The 17,495-nt window shown below is 68.0% G+C and carries 13 protein-coding genes; 11 read left to right on the top strand and 2 right to left on the bottom strand.

Annotation, left to right across the window (positions count from 1 at the left end; genetic code table 11):
* The first annotated feature begins 95 nt into the window (after nucleotides 1–95).
* The 5 genes from AC069H_RS22885 (at nucleotide 96) to AC069H_RS22865 (ending at nucleotide 7,103) form a co-directional block, all read left to right on the top strand.
* A complete protein-coding gene (locus tag AC069H_RS22885; protein WP_478233754.1) occupies nucleotides 96–1,550 on the top strand; it encodes a sodium:solute symporter family protein in 1,455 nt (484 codons plus the stop codon).
* 21 nt (nucleotides 1,551–1,571) lie between these two features.
* Complete coding sequence (gene speB / locus AC069H_RS22880; RefSeq protein ID WP_478233753.1) at nucleotides 1,572–2,525, top strand: agmatinase; 954 nt, start codon at nucleotides 1,572–1,574, stop codon at nucleotides 2,523–2,525.
* Complete coding sequence (locus tag AC069H_RS22875) at nucleotides 2,522–4,177, top strand: thiamine pyrophosphate-binding protein (RefSeq protein ID WP_478227838.1); 1,656 nt, start codon at nucleotides 2,522–2,524, stop codon at nucleotides 4,175–4,177. The genes speB and AC069H_RS22875 overlap by 4 nt, the downstream gene beginning before the upstream one ends.
* Nucleotides 4,174–5,580 (top strand): aminobutyraldehyde dehydrogenase, encoded by a 1,407-nt coding sequence (locus tag AC069H_RS22870; protein ID WP_478233752.1) that lies wholly within the window; start codon nucleotides 4,174–4,176, stop codon nucleotides 5,578–5,580. Before AC069H_RS22875 ends, AC069H_RS22870 begins: the two co-directional genes overlap by 4 nt.
* Before the next feature lie 80 nt (nucleotides 5,581–5,660).
* Nucleotides 5,661–7,103 carry a purine-cytosine permease family protein gene (locus AC069H_RS22865; RefSeq protein WP_478227836.1) on the top strand — a complete coding sequence of 481 codons (1,443 nt, stop codon included), beginning with the start codon at nucleotides 5,661–5,663 and terminating at the stop codon, nucleotides 7,101–7,103.
* 141 nt (nucleotides 7,104–7,244) lie between these two features.
* Here the strand turns inward: AC069H_RS22865 and AC069H_RS22860 are convergent, their stop codons facing one another.
* Nucleotides 7,245–7,724, bottom strand: coding sequence for an SDR family NAD(P)-dependent oxidoreductase (locus tag AC069H_RS22860; protein ID WP_478233863.1), 480 nt, complete (start codon nucleotides 7,722–7,724; stop codon nucleotides 7,245–7,247).
* Between the two features lie 174 nt (nucleotides 7,725–7,898).
* On the opposite strand from AC069H_RS22860, the gene AC069H_RS22855 reads away from it, so the two are divergent.
* Together AC069H_RS22855 and AC069H_RS22850 are read left to right on the top strand one after the other, a co-directional pair.
* Complete coding sequence (locus AC069H_RS22855; RefSeq protein ID WP_478233751.1) at nucleotides 7,899–8,426, top strand: TetR/AcrR family transcriptional regulator; 528 nt, start codon at nucleotides 7,899–7,901, stop codon at nucleotides 8,424–8,426.
* Nucleotides 8,427–8,484: 58 nt separating this feature from the next.
* The gene (locus AC069H_RS22850) at nucleotides 8,485–9,132 is read left to right on the top strand and encodes a DJ-1/PfpI family protein (RefSeq protein WP_478233750.1); all 648 of its coding nucleotides are present in this window, start codon (nucleotides 8,485–8,487) and stop codon (nucleotides 9,130–9,132) included.
* 472 nt (nucleotides 9,133–9,604) lie between these two features.
* Here the strand turns inward: AC069H_RS22850 and dxs are convergent, their stop codons facing one another.
* Nucleotides 9,605–11,509 carry a 1-deoxy-D-xylulose-5-phosphate synthase gene (gene dxs, locus AC069H_RS22845; RefSeq protein ID WP_478233749.1) on the bottom strand — a complete coding sequence of 635 codons (1,905 nt, stop codon included), beginning with the start codon at nucleotides 11,507–11,509 and terminating at the stop codon, nucleotides 9,605–9,607.
* Nucleotides 11,510–11,725: 216 nt separating this feature from the next.
* On the opposite strand from dxs, the gene AC069H_RS22840 reads away from it, so the two are divergent.
* The 4 genes from AC069H_RS22840 (at nucleotide 11,726) to AC069H_RS22825 (ending at nucleotide 17,062) form a co-directional block, all read left to right on the top strand.
* Nucleotides 11,726–13,210 carry an aldehyde dehydrogenase family protein gene (locus tag AC069H_RS22840; RefSeq protein WP_478227831.1) on the top strand — a complete coding sequence of 495 codons (1,485 nt, stop codon included), beginning with the start codon at nucleotides 11,726–11,728 and terminating at the stop codon, nucleotides 13,208–13,210.
* A 17-nt stretch (nucleotides 13,211–13,227) separates the two neighbouring features.
* Nucleotides 13,228–14,739 carry an APC family permease gene (locus tag AC069H_RS22835; RefSeq protein ID WP_478227830.1) on the top strand — a complete coding sequence of 504 codons (1,512 nt, stop codon included), beginning with the start codon at nucleotides 13,228–13,230 and terminating at the stop codon, nucleotides 14,737–14,739.
* Nucleotides 14,736–16,289 (top strand): GMC family oxidoreductase, encoded by a 1,554-nt coding sequence (locus AC069H_RS22830; protein ID WP_478233748.1) that lies wholly within the window; start codon nucleotides 14,736–14,738, stop codon nucleotides 16,287–16,289. Before AC069H_RS22835 ends, AC069H_RS22830 begins: the two co-directional genes overlap by 4 nt.
* A gap of 230 nt (nucleotides 16,290–16,519) precedes the next feature.
* Nucleotides 16,520–17,062, top strand: a complete 543-nt coding sequence (locus tag AC069H_RS22825) for a DUF1062 domain-containing protein (protein ID WP_478233747.1) — start codon at nucleotides 16,520–16,522, stop codon at nucleotides 17,060–17,062.
* Nucleotides 17,063–17,495 lie beyond the last annotated feature (433 nt).

The raw sequence follows: 17,495 nt of genomic DNA, 5'->3' as shown, positions 1-17,495 counted from the left end.
CCGGAGTTCGGATGGATCATCCCATGTCGTTCAAGCCGCGAACGAATCTACGGTGACCCGAACGAAGCGAACAGCCCCAAGTCAAGGAGGACACCGTGGCCGGTGACTACGCGGTGATCGCGCTCTACATAGCGGGCATGATCGGAGTCGGCTGGTTCGGGCTGCGGCTCGCCAAGACCAAATCCGACTACCTCGTCGCGGGCCGCCGTCTCGGCTGGTTCATGTACTCGGGCACGATGTCCGCGGTCGTCCTCGGCGGCGCTTCGACGGTCGGCGGGGTGAAGCTCGGCTACACCTACGGCATCTCCGGCGCCTGGCTCGTGATCGCGATCGGCGTCGGCATCCTGGTCCTCCACACACTGTTCGCGCGGCGGCTGGTGAAACTGCGGGTCTACACCGTCGGCGAAATGCTCGACCTGCGCTACGGCGGCTCCACCAGCACCATCTCCGGTGTCGTCATGTGGGGCTACACGCTGATGCTGACCGTCACCTCGACGCTGGCGTTCGCCACCATCTTCAAGGTCCTGTTCAATGTGCCCAGCTGGGCGGGGATCGCCATCGGCGGGTCGATCGTGGTGCTCTACTCGGTGCTGGGCGGCATGTGGTCGATCACGCTGACCGACATCGTCCAGTTCGTCATCAAGACCATCGGCATCCTGCTGATCCTGCTGCCGGTCTCGATCGTCTCGGCGGGCGGTTTCGACGGGATGGCCGCGCGGCTGGACGAGAGCTACTTCGAGCTGACCGCCATCGGCGGCGACACGATCTTCACCTACTTCCTCATCTACAGCTTCGGGCTGCTGATCGGCCAGGACATCTGGCAGCGCGTGTTCACCGCGAGGACACCGGGCATCGCGACCGGCGGCGGCGTCATCTCCGGCGTCTACTGCCTGGTCTACGGTCTCGCCGGCGCGCTGATCGGCACCGCGGCCAAGACGCTGTACCCGAACCTCGCCAGCGCGCAGGACGCGTTCGCGACCATCGTCGAGGACCAGCTGCCCGCCGGGGTCCGCGGGCTGGTGCTCGCCGCGGCGCTCTCGGCGATGATGTCGACCGCGAGCGGCGCGCTCATCGCGTGCTCGACGGTCAGCACCTCGGACCTGCTTTCCAAACTGGGCCTCGAAAAGGCCGTCAACGAGGTCACCAGGAACCGGGTCACCACCCTGGTCCTCGGCATCGCCGCGATCGGCATCGCGATGATCGTGGACGACGTCGTCAACGCGCTGACCATCGCCTACGACATCCTCGTCGGCGGCCTGCTGGTCGCGATCATCGGCGGACTGGCCTGGAAACGCGGTACCCGTCAGGGCGCGCTCGCGTCGATGGTCGTCGGCACCGTCGTCGTCATCACGTTCATGTTCGTCGACGGCGTCGAGGCCAACAGCCCGATCTACTGGGGCCTCGGGTCCAGCCTCGCGGTGTACCTGCTGGTCAGCTTCCTCACCCCGCGTACCTCGGACGAGATCCTCACCGTGTGGACCCGCCGCCTGAACGGCAGCGCGGCCGCCGAAGAAGAAGAAGAGGCGGAACTCGCCGCTTCGCAGTCCTGAAAACCATTCGAAGGAGACACAGTGCCTGAGCAGACCCCGATCGGACCCGTCGACTCTTCGAGGGTGCCCCGGTTCGCCGGTTTCGCGACCTTCGCGAGGCTGCCGCGGATCGATCAGGTCGAGCATGCCGACGTCGCCGTCGTCGGGGTGCCGTTCGACGCCGGGGTGTCCTACCGTCCCGGCGCGCGGTTCGGCCCCGCGGCGCTCCGTGAGGCCAGCCGGCTCCTTCGCCCGTACCACCCGGAACTCGACGTTTCCCCGTTCGCCGCGACCCAGGTGGTCGACGCCGGCGACATCGCGCTCAACCCGTTCGACATCGGCGAGGCGATCGAGACGCTGCAGAGCGAGGCCGAGGCGCTGACCGCGGGCGGGACGCGGCTGGTGACCGTCGGCGGCGACCACACGATCGCGCTGCCGCTGCTGCGGGCGGCGGCGAAGAAGCACGGACCGGTGGCGCTGCTGCACTTCGACGCGCACCTCGACACCTGGGACACCTACTTCGGCGAGCCGTACACCCACGGCACCCCGTTCCGGCGGGCGTCCGAGGAAGGCCTCCTCGACACCGAAGCGCTGTCCCACGTCGGCACGCGCGGCCCGCTGTACGGCAAGCGGGATCTGGAAGAGGACCGCCGCCTCGGATTCGGCATCGTCACCTCCGGCGACGTCATGCGCCGCGGGGTCGCCGAGACCGTCGACGCGCTGCGCCAGCGCATCGGTGGCCGCCCGCTCTACATCTCGGTCGACATCGACGTGCTCGACCCGGCGCACGCGCCGGGCACCGGGACCCCCGAAGCGGGCGGCATGACCAGCCGCGAACTGCTGGAGATCCTGCGCGGGCTGCGGGACTGCAACCTCATCGGAGCCGATGTGGTGGAGCTGGCCCCGGCTTACGATCATGCCGAGATCACCGCCATCGCGGCTTCCCACGTCGCCTACGACCTGGTGAGCCTGCTCAGTTTGGGGAAGGGCGCATGACCAGCACTGAACGGATAGGCGGCGACGTAGTCGTCGAAATCCTGCACGCGCTCGGCGCGGACACCGTCTTCGGCCTGCCGGGCCAGCACGCGCTCGGGCTGTTCGAAGCGTTGCGGCGCACCGAGGACCTGCGCGTCATCAGCTCACGGGTGGAGAACAACCTGGCGTTCGCGGCCGACGGGTACGCCCGTGCCCGGCTCGCGGCGGATCCCGAAGGCCCGGTCCCGGTGACCCCGATGATCGTGTCGACCGGCCCCGGCGCGTTGCTGACTTTGGCTTCCCTGCAGGAATCCCGCGCGGCGTCGGTCCCGGTGCTCGGGATCTCCAGCCAGATCCCGGTGGCCGGGCTCGGCGGCGGGCGGCACGGGTATCTGCACGAACTGCCCGACCAGCAGGCCAGTTTCCGCGACGTGGTGAAGTCGGTGCACGTGGTGCGCACCGTCAGCCAGATCCCGACGGCGTTGCGCGAAGCATGGGAATCGGCGGCGACCGCGCCGTACGGCCCGGTGTGGGTCGAGATCCCGCAGGACATCCTGCTGGCACCGGCGGACCTGCCGCGGATCACGTCGGTGACGGCACGGCCCGCACCGCTCGAACCGTTGCCGGAGCTCGTCACCGAAGCCGCGAATCTCCTTGGCGCGGCGAAGAATCCGGTGATCCTCGCCGGTGGCGGCGCCCTGCGCTCGGGCGCGCAGGCCGAGCTGAAGGCGCTCGCCGAGGCACTGCGCGCGCCGGTGCTGTCGACGTTCGGCGGCAAGGGCGTCTTCGGCTGGGACCATGAACTGTCCGGCCAGTCGTGGCTCGAAGACTGGCACAGCACGGAGTTCCTCTCGGCCGCGGATGTGCTGCTGGTACTGGGTTCCGGGCTCGGCGAGCTGTCCAGCAACTACCGCGAGTTCGCCCCGCGCGGCCGGGTGATCCAGATCGAGGCCGATCTCGGGAAGCTGGAGTCGAACTACCCGGCGCTGGGCGTCCACGCCGACGTCCGCCTCGCCCTGCAAGGACTTCTGGAGCAGGTGCCCTTCCGCCAGAGTGACGGCGTCGCCGAGAAGGCGGTCGCGGATCTGCTGGCCAAGGTGCGCGAACGCCTCGACGGCCAGCCCCTCGAAACCGAGCGCAAGCTGATCGACGACATCCGTGCCGCGGTCCCCGAAGGCACACAGACGTTCTGGGACATGACGATCGCGGCCTACTGGGCCTGGTCGGCGTGGAATCCCGAGGGTGCGCCGATCCACACCGCGCAGGGCGCGGGCGGGCTCGGCTACGGCCTGCCCGGCGCGCTCGGCGGCGCGGCGGCGACCGGCGGCCCGGCGCTCGCGGTCTCCGGTGACGGTGGCGCGATGTACGGCGTCGCGGAACTGGCCACGGCGGTCCAGCACGGGTTGGCCGTCACGTGGCTCGTCATCGACGACGGCGGCTACGGCATCCTGCGCGAGTACCTGACCGGCGCGTTCGGCCAGTCCACGGCCACCGAACTCGCGCGGCCCGATTTCGCCGCGCTGGCACAGTCCTTCGGCGTCCCGGCCACTGTGTCCTCTTTGGACACCATCGGGAAGGACCTGGCCGACGCGCTGGGCACGCCCGGTCCGTCGATGGTCGTCCTCCCCGCCCTCCTGAAGATGTTCGAGCCGACCCACCTGGAGAAGAAATGACTCAGGTCCTGAATTTCGTCGACGGCACCGAGGTACCGGCTTCGGGCTCGCGGACGCTCGACCTGGTCGACCCCGCCACCGGCGAGGTCTTCGGCACCAGCGTCCTCTCCGAACAGTCCGATGTGGACGCCGCGCTGGCCGCCGCGGAACGGGCGTTCAAGGTGTGGCGCAAGAGCACCCCCGCTCAGCGCCAGCTCGCACTGCTGAATATCGCCGACGCGGTGGAGGCCCGCGCCGAGGAGTTCGCCGACCTCGAAATCCGCGAGACCGGCAAGATCCGGTCCGTCGTGCTGGACGAGGAGATCCCGGAGTGCGTCAGCGCGCTGCGGTTCTTCGCGGGTGCGGCGCGGCAGCTCGAAGGCACCGCGTCCGGTGAGTACCTGCCAGGGCACACGTCCGCGATCCGTCGCGAGCCGGTCGGCGTCTGCGCGCAGATCGCGCCCTGGAACTACCCGCTGATGATGGGTGTCTGGAAGATCGCCCCGGCGCTGGCCGCGGGCAACACCGTCGTGCTGAAGCCCGCGGAGACCACGCCGTCGACGGCCGTGCTGCTGGCGAAGGTCGCGGCGGAGTTCCTGCCGCAGGGCGCTTTCAACGTGCTGTGCGGCGACCGCGACACCGGCCGCGCACTGGTGAAGCATCCGATCACCGAGCTCGTGTCGATCACCGGGTCGACCCGCGCCGGTATCGACGTCGCGACCGTCGCGGCGGCCGACCTCAAGCGCACGCACCTCGAACTCGGCGGCAACGCGCCGCTATTGGTCTTCGGCGACGTGAACCTCGCCGAAGCGGCCGAGGGCATCGTCGGCGCGGCGTTCTACAACGCCGGGCAGGACTGCACGGCGGGCAGCCGGGTGCTGGTGGACGCGGCGATCCACGACGAGTTCGTCGCGGAGCTGACCAAGGCCGCCGCCGCGCAGACGCCCGGTGAGGAGTTCGGCCCGCTCAACAGCGAGGCGCAGTTCGGGCGGGTCCGCGGGCTCGTCGAGCGGCTGCCGTCGCACGCTCGCGTGGAGACCGGCGGAGTGCCCGCCGGCGACCGCGGTTTCTTCTTCTCCCCCACCGTGATCTCGGGCCTGAAACAGGACGACGAGATCGTGCGGGAGGAGATCTTCGGCCCCGTGATCACCGTCCAGTCCTTTGTGGACGAGGACGAGGCGGTGCGCCTGGCCAACGGCGTCCCGTACGGGCTCGCGTCGTCGATCTGGACCAACGACCTGGCACGCGCGACCCGCGTTTCGGGCGAACTCGACTTCGGCTGTGTCTGGGTCAACACCCACGGGCCGCTGGTCTCGGAAATGCCCCATGGCGGCTTCGGGCACTCGGGCCACGGGAAGGACCTCTCGTCCTACTCCTTCGCCGAGTACACCCGCGTCAAGCACGTCATGACCCGCTTCGCCTGACCGCATTTCGTCCTCTGAATGCGGTAGTTGCGTGTGCAAGGACCGCATTCAGAGGACGAAATGCGTATTTGGAGGTCCCCATGGGTGACAAGGTCACCGAAGTCGAGCAGCATGGCATCGCGCCGATCCCGACGGAGGAACAGACGTCGCGTCCGCGCGACCTGTTCCGGATGGCGTTCGGCGGTGCGAACACCTTCGCCACCATCATCCTCGGGACCCTCCCGATCGCCTTCGGCCTGAGCTTCTGGGCGGCGGTGGCGGCCACCGTCGCGGGCGTGGTCGTCGGCGCGCTCGTGCTCTCGCCGATGTCGTTGTTCGGCCCGCTCACCCGGACCAACAACGCCGTCTCCTCCGGCGCGCACTTCGGCGTCGTCGGCCGCTGTGTCGGCTCCTTCCTCTCCCTGCTGACGGCGATCACGTTCTTCGCCATCTCGGTCTGGGTGAGCGGCGACGCCGTCGCCGGTGCGGCACAACGGCTTTTCGGCTTCGACGGCGGCGAAGTGCTTCGCGGTGTCGCGTACGGCGTCATCGCGATCGCCACGCTGGTGGTGTGCATCTACGGCTACCGGTTCATGCTGCTGGTGAACCGGGTCGCCGTGGTGCTGGGCACGGCGATCATGCTGCTCGGGATCGTGGCCTACGGCGGCACGTTCGACCCCGGGTTCGCCGGCACCGGCACCTACGCGCTCGGGGACTTCTGGCCGACCTGGATCCTCGCCGCGCTCACCACGATGGCGAACCCGATCTCGTTCGGCGCCTTCCTCGGCGACTGGACGCGCTACATCCCCGCGCGCCACAGCCGCCGTTCCCTGCTGGCCGCGCCGTTCCTGGCGCAGGTGGCGACCCTGCTGCCGTTCGGGTTCGGCATCGCCACCGCGACCCTCGTCGCCGATCCGGCCGACTACATCACCGGCCTGACCGCGATCTCCCCGCTCTGGTACGCGATCCCGCTGATCGTGGTCGCGCTGATCGGCGGCCTCTCCACCGGCACGACGTCGCTCTACGGGACCGGGCTGGACTTCAGCTCGATCTTCGTGAAGCTGAGCCGGGTACAGGCGACGCTGCTGATCGGCTCGCTCAGTGTGGTGTTCATCTTCGTCGGCAATTTCGTGCTGGACATGGTCTCCAGCATCAACGCCTTCGCCACGCTGATCGTGCTGTGCACGTCGCCGTGGATGGTGATCATGATGATCGGTTTCGTGCTGCGGCGCGGGTTCTACGACCCGGACGATCTCCAGGTGTTCAACCAGGGCCGCAAGGGCGGCCGCTACTGGTTCACCCGCGGGGTGAACTGGCGCGCGATGGCCGCGTGGATCCCGGCGACGACGCTGGGCCTGCTGACCGCCAACACCCCGATGATCGCCGGGCCGTTCAAGGACATCGCGGGCGGCGTCGACATCAGCATGGTGGTGACGCTGTGCACGGCGGCGATCGCGTACCCCGTGCTGGTGAAGATCTTCCCCGAACCGCGGGAGGTCTACTCGTACGCGGAGCCCGTCGCGGAACCGGCCGTCGCGGTCTAGGACGGGTCGCCCGAACCGCCAGGTAGGCACGTCGGGCGAGGGCACGCGCCCGCGTTTCTTTCGGCCGGAGGCCTCGGATTTGCGGAGGCGGGCCGGAGGTTCGGCTACGCAAATCCGAAAGCGCGCTTTGAATGGCACCGTCTAAGCGAAGCGGCGCAGCGCCCCGAGGAACAGCGCGTCGAAGGCACGGTCCGGGAGCACCCGGCGCACGAACAGGATCGGCTTCGCCCCGAATCCGGCGGCGTAGCGGGTCTTCGGGCGCCGGGCCCGGACGGCCTTCAGGATGACGTCGGCGATCACCTTGGGGTGGGAACCGCGCGCGGCCTGATCGAAGAACTTCGCCAGCGCCTTGGCCTGTGGCGCGTACGCGGTGTCGCCCGAGGTCTTCATCAGGTTCTCGATGGCGATGCCGCCCCATTCGGTTTTGATGGCGCCGGGTTCGACCACCACGACGTCGATGCCGAACGGCTTCAGTTCCAGCCGCAGTGAGTCGCTGAGGCCTTCGACGGCGAACTTGGTCGAGTGGTACCAGCCGCCGAGCGGTTCGTAGATCTTGCCGCCGATCGACGAGACGTTCACGATCTTGCCGGACCCCTGGGCACGCATATGCGGCGTGGCCAGCTGGACGAGCCCGCTTCGTGCAGCGCGAGCGCCGTGGCTTCGCCGATGCCCGCGGAAGCGCCCGTGACCAGTGCGACCTTCATATCCCTCTCCTAACTAACCGGTTGGTTGCCAACTCAGGCTGCCACGAGTCCGGGCTAGCTGTCAACCAACCAGTTAGTTAGAGTGGGTCACATGGTCAGGGACAAGGAAGCGACCAAGCGGAAACTGCTGGACGCGGCGACGACGGAGTTCGCGACGTACGGCATCGCCGGTGCCAGGGTGGATCGCATCGCGAAGAACGCGGGCGCGAACAAGGCGCTGATCTACGCCTACTTCTGCAGCAAGGAAGAGCTTTTCGAGAAGGTCGTGCAGGAGCAGGTGGACCTCGCCATCCGGACCCTCACGATCACCCCCGAGGACCTGCCCGGCTACGCGGGAAAGCTGTTCGACCGCTACCTCGAACATCCCCAGCTCCTCCGGCTCATGGGCTGGCTTCGCCTGGAGAACGGCTTCGACGCGATGCCGGAGGCCGAGGTCAGGGCGCACGCGGACAAGGTCGCCGCGATCCGGGAGGCGCAACGTTCGGGCACCGTGCCGGACCACTTCGACGCCGAGGAACTACTGAGCCTCGTCGTGCACCTGTCGATCCTCGGGTTCTCCTCCCCCATCGCGACCCGCGACCTCGTCGTCCGCGCGGTCAGCCGGATCGTGGGAACCTGAGCCGCTTTTCGCGCGACCACTGGGTATGCAGCGCCGAACTTTCCTGCGTGCTTCAGCCTTGTCCGCCGGTCTGGTGGGCGTCACCGCCCCCGACGCGTCCGCCGCTGCCCCGTTACGGGTGCAGATCCTGCTGTTCGACGGCGTGGAGGAACAGGATTTCATCGCGCCCGTCGAAGTTCTGGGCCTGGCCGGGAAGCTCACCGGTGGCGCTGTCGTCACCTCGCTCGTGAGCGCGGGACGGCCCGGATCCGTGAAATGCACCTATGGCACTGTCGTCGAGGTGCCGCGCGGATGGTCGCCTGGTGAGGCCGACGTCCTCGTGGTGCCCGGCGGCGGCTACACCGACCGGAACGGGCCTGGAGTGCACCGGCTCAACGCCGATCAGGGCTTCCTGCGGCGCCTCACCGCGTCGCGGGCGCTACCCGTCGGGATCTGTACCGGCACGATGGTGCTTTCCGCCGCCGGCCTGACGAAGGGCCGCAACGCGACGACACACAACGGCGCGAAGGCGGACCTGGCCGCACAGGGCGCGAAGGTGATCGACGCGCGTGTCGTCGACGACGGCGATCTGATCACCGGGGGAGGGATCACCGCGGGGCTCGAGGTCTCGCTGTGGCTCGTGGAGCGCTTCTTGGGCGCGAAGGTGGCTCAGCGGGCCGAGGTGGTGCTGGAGTACGAGCGGCGGGGCACCGTCTGGCGGGCCTGACCGCGTGAGTGAGGGTGTGTGGAAATAGGGACGTTGAGTGTCCTTATTTCCACACACCCCTCCGGATCTGGTCGTCACCGGGACCGTCTCGCTGCACTGTGTGGATTTTTGGTCATCTAACGACCCAAAATCCACACGGTCATCGGCCGTACCCGCGAAACGACCCGAATCACTCACGAGCCCGGTCGCCACCCCGTGCTCGCGCGATGACGCGGCTCACGGTCGCCTGGTTCACCAGGGCGTACTTGGCGATCTCACGCTGGGGCATCCCTGCAACGAAAAGCTCGCACATCAAGTCATTTCGCTGACGTGTCCGAGTTGCGATCTCATCCGCCGCCAGCTGAAGCCGTCGAATCGTGTCCTTCATTCGAACATGATGCATCAAGCATCGACAGGCACTGACCTGACACGCGTGCCATGAAAGGTCCCTTCCTTGCAAAATTTGCAAGGAAAGGACCTTTCATGGCGCTTGTCAGCGGTGCGTGTCTTCCGGCGCCGGTGTCCGGCTCGCCAGCTTCGCCGACCACTCGGTCACCCGCCGCGCCACATCCTGCGCGGTGAGCCCGACGCGGGCCAGCACCTCCTCGCGCGAACCGTGGTCATGGAACACCTGCGGCACCGCGAGATCGCGCAGCGGCACATCGCATTCGGCGTCGCGGAACAGCGCGGCCAGCGCGGAGCCGAAGCCACCGTGCCGCCCGCTGTCCTCGACGGTCACGACGAGCTTGTGCTGCTCGGCCAGCGCCACCAGTTCGGCCGGGGCCGGGACGACCCAACGCGGGTCCACCACGGTCACGCCGATGCCCTGGTCGGCCAGCCGGTCCGCGGCGGCGAGCCCGAGCATCGCGAACGCGCCCACCGCGACGAGCAGGACGTCCGCTTCACCGGCGGGCTTGCGCAGCACGTCCACGGTGCCGACGCGCTCGACGGCGGGCACCGAGTCGATCACGCCGCCCTTGGAGAACCGCAGCGCCGTCGGCCCGTCCTCGACCGCGACGGCCTCCCGCAGTTCCTCGCGCAGCGTTCCGGCGTCACGCGGCGCGGCGACCCGCATCCCGGGCACCATGCCCAGCAGCGAAAGGTCCCACATGCCGTGGTGGCTGGGGCCGTCCGGGCCGGTGATGCCCGCGCGGTCCAGCACCAGCGTCACCGGCTGGCGGTGCAGCGCGACGTCCATCAGGACCTGGTCGAACGCCCGGTTCAGGAAGGTCGAGTACACGGCGACCACGGGGTGCTTGCCACCCATCGCGAGACCGGCGGCCGAGGTCACCGCGTGCTGCTCGGCGATCCCGACGTCGTACCAGCGGTCGGGGTACGCCTCGGCGAACTTGTGCAGCCCGGTCGAGCGCAGCATGGCCGCGGTGATCGCGACGACGTCTTCACGGTCGGCGCCGATCTTCACCAGTTCGTCGGCGAAGACCCCGGTCCAGCTCGGGCCCTTGACCGGCGGCAGACCGGTTTCCGGGTCGATCGGATCGGTCTGGTGCATCTGGTCGGCCTGGTTGGTCACGGCGGGCTCGTAGCCGTGCCCCTTCTCGGTGACCACGTGGACGATGACCGCGCCGCCGAAGTCGCGGGCGCTCTGGAACGCCTTCTCCAGCGCGACGAGGTCGTGCCCGTCGACCGGGCCGAGGTACTTGAGGCCGAGGTCGGAGAACATCATCTGCGGGCTCAGCGCGTCCTTCAGTCCCGCCTTCGCCGCGTGCAGCGCCGCGTAGATCGGCTTGCCGACGACGGGCGTATGCCGCAGCAGTTCCTTGCCGCGGTCCAGGACGCGCTCGTAGCCCGGCTTGAGCCGCAGCGACGCGAGGTGGTCCGCGACGCCGCCGATGGTCGGCGAGTACGAGCGGCCGTTGTCGTTGATGACGATGACGACCGGGCGGCGCGGGTTCGCGGCGATGTTGTTGAGCGCCTCCCAGCACATGCCGCCGGTCAGCGCGCCGTCGCCGACGACGGCGATCGCGTGCCTGCCGCCCCCGCCGAGTTCGAACGCCTTCGCCAGACCGTCCACATAGGACAACGCGGTCGACGCGTGGCTGTTCTCGACGAGGTCGTGCTCGCTCTCGCAGCGCGCCGGGTAGCCGGTGAGGCCGCCGAGCTGGCGCAGCTTGCCGAAGCCGTCATGACGACCGGTGACGATCTTGTGCACGTACGCCTGGTGACCGACGTCCCACACGATGGCGTCGTCCGGCGAGTCGAAGACCCGGTGCAGCGCCATGGTCAGCTCGACCACACCCAGGTTCGGGCCGAGGTGACCACCGGCGAGCCGCACCTTTTCGACGAGGAAGTCCCGGATCTCCGCGGCCAGCTCACCGAGCTGATCCTGGTTCATCCGCTTCAAGTCGGCCGGTCCGTGCACGGACTCGAGCAACGTCACTCTCCCACCTCGCCTGGTTCCTCTTCCGCCGTTCCGACCAGTCTACGGAGGGTGCCTGAGAGTCTTCCGTCCGCCGCGTCACGGGTCACATGTCAGAAAATCACCACTCGACACCCAACGGTGTGAACATGGTCTCTTTTGCCAAGTAGCGGTCACGTCGGGTGGCCGCGATAATCGCTGATCGACGGTTGAGCAGGAGCCGGTTCGGAGGGCTTGATGGCGGACTTTTTCATCGGTGGCGAGTGGGTCGACGCGGTCGGCGGTGGTCGCCGGGAAATCCGCTGCCCCGCGGACGGGTCGCTGGTCGCGGAAGTCGCCGAAGGCACCCGTGAAGACACCGAAGCGGCCATCGCCGCCGCGAGGAAGGCGTTCGACACCGGCCCGTGGCCGCAGACGCCCGCCCCACAGCGCGGTGACCTGCTGTTGAAGGCCGCCGACCTGCTCGACCGGGACGCCGCGGCCTTCGCCCGCGCCGAATCGCTCGACACCGGGAAACGGCTGGTCGAGAGCGAATACGACATGGCCGACATCGCCGCGTGCCTGCGCTACTTCGGCAAGCTCGCCGCGAACGACGCGGGCCGCGTTGTCGACACCGGCAACCCCGACGCGTTCAGCCGGATCGTGCACGAGCCGGTCGGCGTCTGCGGGCTGATCACGCCGTGGAACTACCCGCTCCTGCAGACCATCTGGAAGGTCGCCCCCGCGCTCGCGGCGGGCAACACGTTCGTCCTCAAGCCCAGCGAGCTGACCCCGCACACCTCGATCATGCTGATGAAGCTGCTGACCGAGGCCGGACTCCCCGGCGGCGTCGCGAACCTGGTGCTCGGCGCCGGCGCGCAGGCCGGGGCACCGCTGTCCGAGCATCCGGACGTCGACCTCGTGTCGTTCACCGGCGGCCTCGCGACCGGCAAGATCATCGCCGCCTCCGCGGCCGCGACCGTCAAGAAGGTCGCGCTGGAGCTGGGCGGCAAGAACCCGAACGTCGTGTTCGCCGACTCGGATTTCGAGACCGCCGTCGATTACGCGCTGACCGCGGTGTTCCTGCACTCCGGACAGGTCTGCTCGGCGGGCGCGCGGCTGATCGTCCAAGAGGAATGGCATGACAGGTTCGTCGACGAACTCGTCCGCCGCGCCGAACTGATCCGACTGGGTGGACCTTTCGACCCGAAGGCTGAAACCGGTCCGCTGATCTCGGCCGCCCATCTGGAAAAGATCGAACGCTACGTCGCCGCGGCACTGGAAGAGGGCGCCGTCCTGCGCACCGGCGGCAAACGCCCCGACGATCGCAAGCTCGCGAAGGGGCATTACTACCTGCCGACCATCCTCGACAACGTGAAGCAGGGCAGCAGCGCCGTCGTCGACGAATCGTTCGGCCCGGTGCTCACCGTCGAGACCTTCACCGACGAGGACGACGCCGTCCGCATCGCCAACGACACCCACTACGGCCTCGCCGGCGCGGTGTTCACCTCGGACGCCTCCCGCGCGCAGCGGGTCGCGAACCGGCTGCGGCACGGCACGATCTGGATCAACGACTTCCACCCCTATCTGCCGCAGGCGGAGTGGGGCGGCTACAAGCAGTCCGGTTTCGGGCGCGAACTCGGCCCGACCGGACTCGCCGAGTACACGGAGGCGAAGCACATCTATCAGAACCTCCGGCCCGCTCCACAGCGCTGGTTCTCCGGGGAGCCCGCGTCCAACTAAAGAGGGGAAAATTGCCGATGAGCACTCCTTCCGATGACGGCCTGGCCGGTTTCGGCTACAAACAGGAACTCGAAAGAACCCTCGGCAACTTCCACACCTTCGCCGCCGGGATCAGCTACATCTCGATCCTGACGGGCACCTTCCAGCTGTTCTACTTCGGTTTCAGTTTCGGCGGCCCCGCGTACTGGTGGTCGTGGCCGATGGTGTTCGTCGGCCAGCTGATGGTCGCGCTGTCGTTCGCCGAACTGGCCGCGCACTATCCGGTCGCCGGCTCGATCTACAACTGGTCGAAACGGCTCGGCAGCCCGCACGTCGCGTGGCTGGCCGGGTGGATGATGCTGACCGCGTCGATCGTCACCATCGCCGCGGTCGCGCTGGCCTATCAGATCACGCTCCCCCAGATCTCGTCGTTCTTCTCGTTCTCCGGCGACAGCGCGGTGAACGCGGTCATCCTCGGCACGGTCCTGATCCTGTTCACCACGCTGGTGAACGCATGGGGCGTCAAGCTGATGGCGCGGATCAACAGCGCCGGCGTGTTCATCGAACTGGTCGCCGCGGTCCTGCTCATCGTGGCGCTCGCGGTGAACATCACGCGGGGCCCCGAGGTCGTCATGCAGACCAACAACACCGGCGCCGACCAGCCGTGGGGCTACTTCGGCGCCTTCCTGGTCGCCTCGCTCGCGTCGACCTACGTCATGTACGGCTTCGACACCGCCAGCTCGCTCGGCGAGGAAAGCCACGACCCGCGCAAGAACGCGCCCAAGGCGATCCTGCGCGCGCTGATCGCGTCGTTCGTCATCGGCGGGCTCATCCTGATCCTCGCGCTGATGGCCGTCGGCGACATCAACAACCCGGAGATCGCCACCGGCGGCCTTCAGTTCATCGTGCTCGACGTGCTGGGCAGCACCATCGGCACGATCTTCCTGCTGGCGGTGGTCATCGCGATCACCGTGTGCAACCTGGCCGTGCAGTCGGCGTCGATCCGGATGATGTTCGCGATGGGCCGCGACAACAACCTGCCCGCCGGGAAGCATCTGGCTCGGGTGTCGCCGAAGACGAAGACGCCGGTGATCCCCGCGATCGTCTCCGGGGTCATCGCGGTCTTCATCCTGGTGGTGAACGTCGGCCAGCCGCAGATCTTCACGGTGATCACCAGTATCGGCATCATCATGATCTACCTGGCGTACCTGCTGGTCACCGTTCCGATGCTGGTCAAACGCCTGCGCGGGCAGTGGCCGCCGCCGAAGGTGGCGGGCGCCAAGTACTTCTCGCTCGGCAAACTGGGGCTGCCGGTCAACATCCTCGGTGTGCTGTGGGGCGGCGCGATCGTGGTGAACCTGGCGTGGCCGCGGCGCGAGGTCTACAACGCGACCGAGCCGTATCACTGGTACCTCGAATGGGGGGCCGTGCTGTTCGTCGGCGCGGTGGCGGTCGTCGGTTTCGCGTATTACTGGTTCGTCCTGCGGCACAAGAGCGGCGTCCTGGCCGATCACGCCGCGGAAGCACTTCCCGAGGAGGCAGCACAGTGACCGGAGAGTTCGACTACATCGTCGTCGGCGGCGGGACGGCGGGTTCGGTGGTCGCGGCGAGACTCTCGGAAGACCCGGACGTCACCGTGGCGCTCCTGGAAGCCGGACCGTCCGATGTGGACGATCCGGCGGTACTGGAACTGACGAAGTGGATGGCACTGCTGGAATCCGGCTACGACTGGGACTACCTGGTCGAACCGCAGGAGTCCGGCAACTCCTTCCTGCGCCACGCCCGCGCGCGGGTGCTCGGCGGCTGCTCATCGCACAACTCGTGCATCGCCTTCTGGGCGCCGGCCGAAGACCTCGACGAATGGGCGTCGCTCGGCCTGCCCGGGTGGTCTTCGAAGGACATTTTCCCCCTGTACAAGCGTCTTGAGACCAACGACGGACCCGGCGACCACCACGGCCGCTCCGGTCCGGTGACCATCCGCTCGGTGCCGCCGAACGACCCGACCGGCGTCGCGCTGCTGCAGGCCTGTGAGCAGGCGGGTATCCCGAGGACGGAGTTCAACTCGGGCAAGACCGTGACGCACGGGGCGAACTGGTTCCAGATCAACGCGCGTGAGGACGGCACACGCTCGTCGGCGTCGGTGTCGTATCTGCACCCGATCATCGGCAAGCGGCCGAACCTGGAGGTCATCACCGGCGCCCGCGTCCGGCGGCTGCTGTTCGACGGCAAACGCTGCACCGGCGCGGAATACCTGGCCGACGACCTGATCCACGGCGTTCCGCTGCGGGCACGGCGGGAGGTCATCCTGTCCTCCGGCGCGATCGACACCCCGAAACTCCTGATGCTGTCGGGGATCGGCCCCGCCGAGCACCTGCGCGAGGTCGGGGTGGAGGTTCTGGTGGACTCCCCCGGCGTCGGCGAGAACCTGCAGGATCACCCCGAAGGCGTCATCCAGTGGGACGCGCTGCAGCCGATGACGACCGAGTCCACGCAATGGTGGGAGATCGGCATCTTCACCACCACCGAGGAAGGTCTCGACCGGCCGGACCTGATGTTCCACTACGGCTCGGTGCCGTTCGACATGAACACCCTCCGGCAGGGATATCCCACCACGGAGAACGGCTTCTGCCTGACCCCGAACGTCACCCGCTCACGGTCGACCGGGACGGTGCGGCTGCGCAGCCGCGACTACCGGGACAAGCCGAAGGTGGACCCGCGGTACTTCACCGACGAGCACGACATGCGCGTGATGACCTACGGCATCAAACTGGCCCGCAAGATCGCCGAGCAGCCCGCGCTGGACGAATGGGCGGGCACGGAACTGGCGCCCGGCAAGGATGTCAAGACCGACGACGAGATCGCGGACTACCTGCGCAAGACGCACAACACGGTCTATCACCCCTCGTGCACCGCGAAAATGGGCGGCGACGACGACCCGATGGCCGTGCTGGACGCGCGTCTGCGAGTGCGGGGTGTCGAAGGCCTGCGGGTCGCCGACGGTTCGGCGATGCCGTTCCTGGTCGCGGTGAACCCGTGCATCACGACGATGGCGATCGGTGAGCGGTGCGCGGACATGCTGAAGGAGGACGCGCGCTCCTAGCTTCACGCTGAAGGCCCCCTCCATGCTCGAGGGGGCCTCTGTGGTGCCCGGAAAACCGGTGGAGCGGCCTCTCCCGGGCCATTACCGTGCTGCCGGACCATGTCGTCGAGCCGAGGCCCTGCCGTTGTACACCCTGTGAGACCTCCCGAGCGCTGATTTCGTCGCGCGTCGCGCTTTGGCGCCGCGCTTCCTTTTGCTGCGGATTTCTCACTGGAACGGGTGTACTTCCCATGCTCGAAAACTGGGTGGTCGTTCCCACCTGCCTGCCTGTCGTCCTCCGCCGTTGCCGCTCTTGCCCGTCCGGGCGCTTCCGGGCGAACGGCAAATTCCGCGTCAACGCCCACCACAAACTCCTCGACGTCTGGCTTCTCGTGCTCTGCGCCGGATGCGGGGACACCGCGAAGCTCACGATCCTGGAGCGCGTGAACGTGCGTTCCGTGCGGCCTGACCTGCTGGACCGGCTACACGAGAACGACCTCGTCCTGGCGGCGGAACTGCTCCAGGATCCCGCTGTGCGGCGCCGGAACCGCATCGCCCTCGATTGGGAGGGCGCCTGGCGCCTCGACACCGGCCCCTCGGGTGTGCCGGACTTTCGCGACGTCTCGGTTCGCTTCGCGGCCCGGATCCCGGTCCGGCCGGTGCGGCTGATCGCCGAAGGGTGCGGTCTTTCGCGGGGCGAGGTCGAGAGGCTGATCGATGAGGGGCAGGTGGTTTCGGGGGTGCGGTTGACCGGGAAAGTGTCCGGGGACTTCACTTTTACACTGAAGCGCTGACCACTCACGAGCACCTGCGCCAAACTGGCGGTTTCGCGTGATTGGACGGACGACACCCGTGATTGGATGGCGAACTCGCGTGATTGTCGTCCGTCCAGTCACGCGAAACCGCCGGCCGCGCACCGGCAGTTGCGGGTCGTGAGTGTTTTGGGTCGTTCCAGCGCAATGCCACGTAGCTTAAGTTGATCTTGGATGGGGGCCTTGATCGTAAGCGGTGAGGGTTGCCGCAAGTCACGCGCTCGGCCGCCCTGGCCGACAGGAGCCGACTGCGCCCCTGAGTGTCCACCAAGAACACTTTTCGCTGACTCAAGGACTGGTTGGGGCCCGAATGGGGGTCGTGGGGGGGGGTTTTGGGTGGGAACCAAAAAACCCCCCCCCCCACCCCCCCCCCCCCAAACCGGCGACAGGGGCCCCTTTTCTTACCCACCAGCCC

Source organism: Amycolatopsis sp. NPDC043887 (genome assembly GCF_056435665.1).
This window is presented reverse-complemented; position numbering and strand designations above follow the sequence as displayed.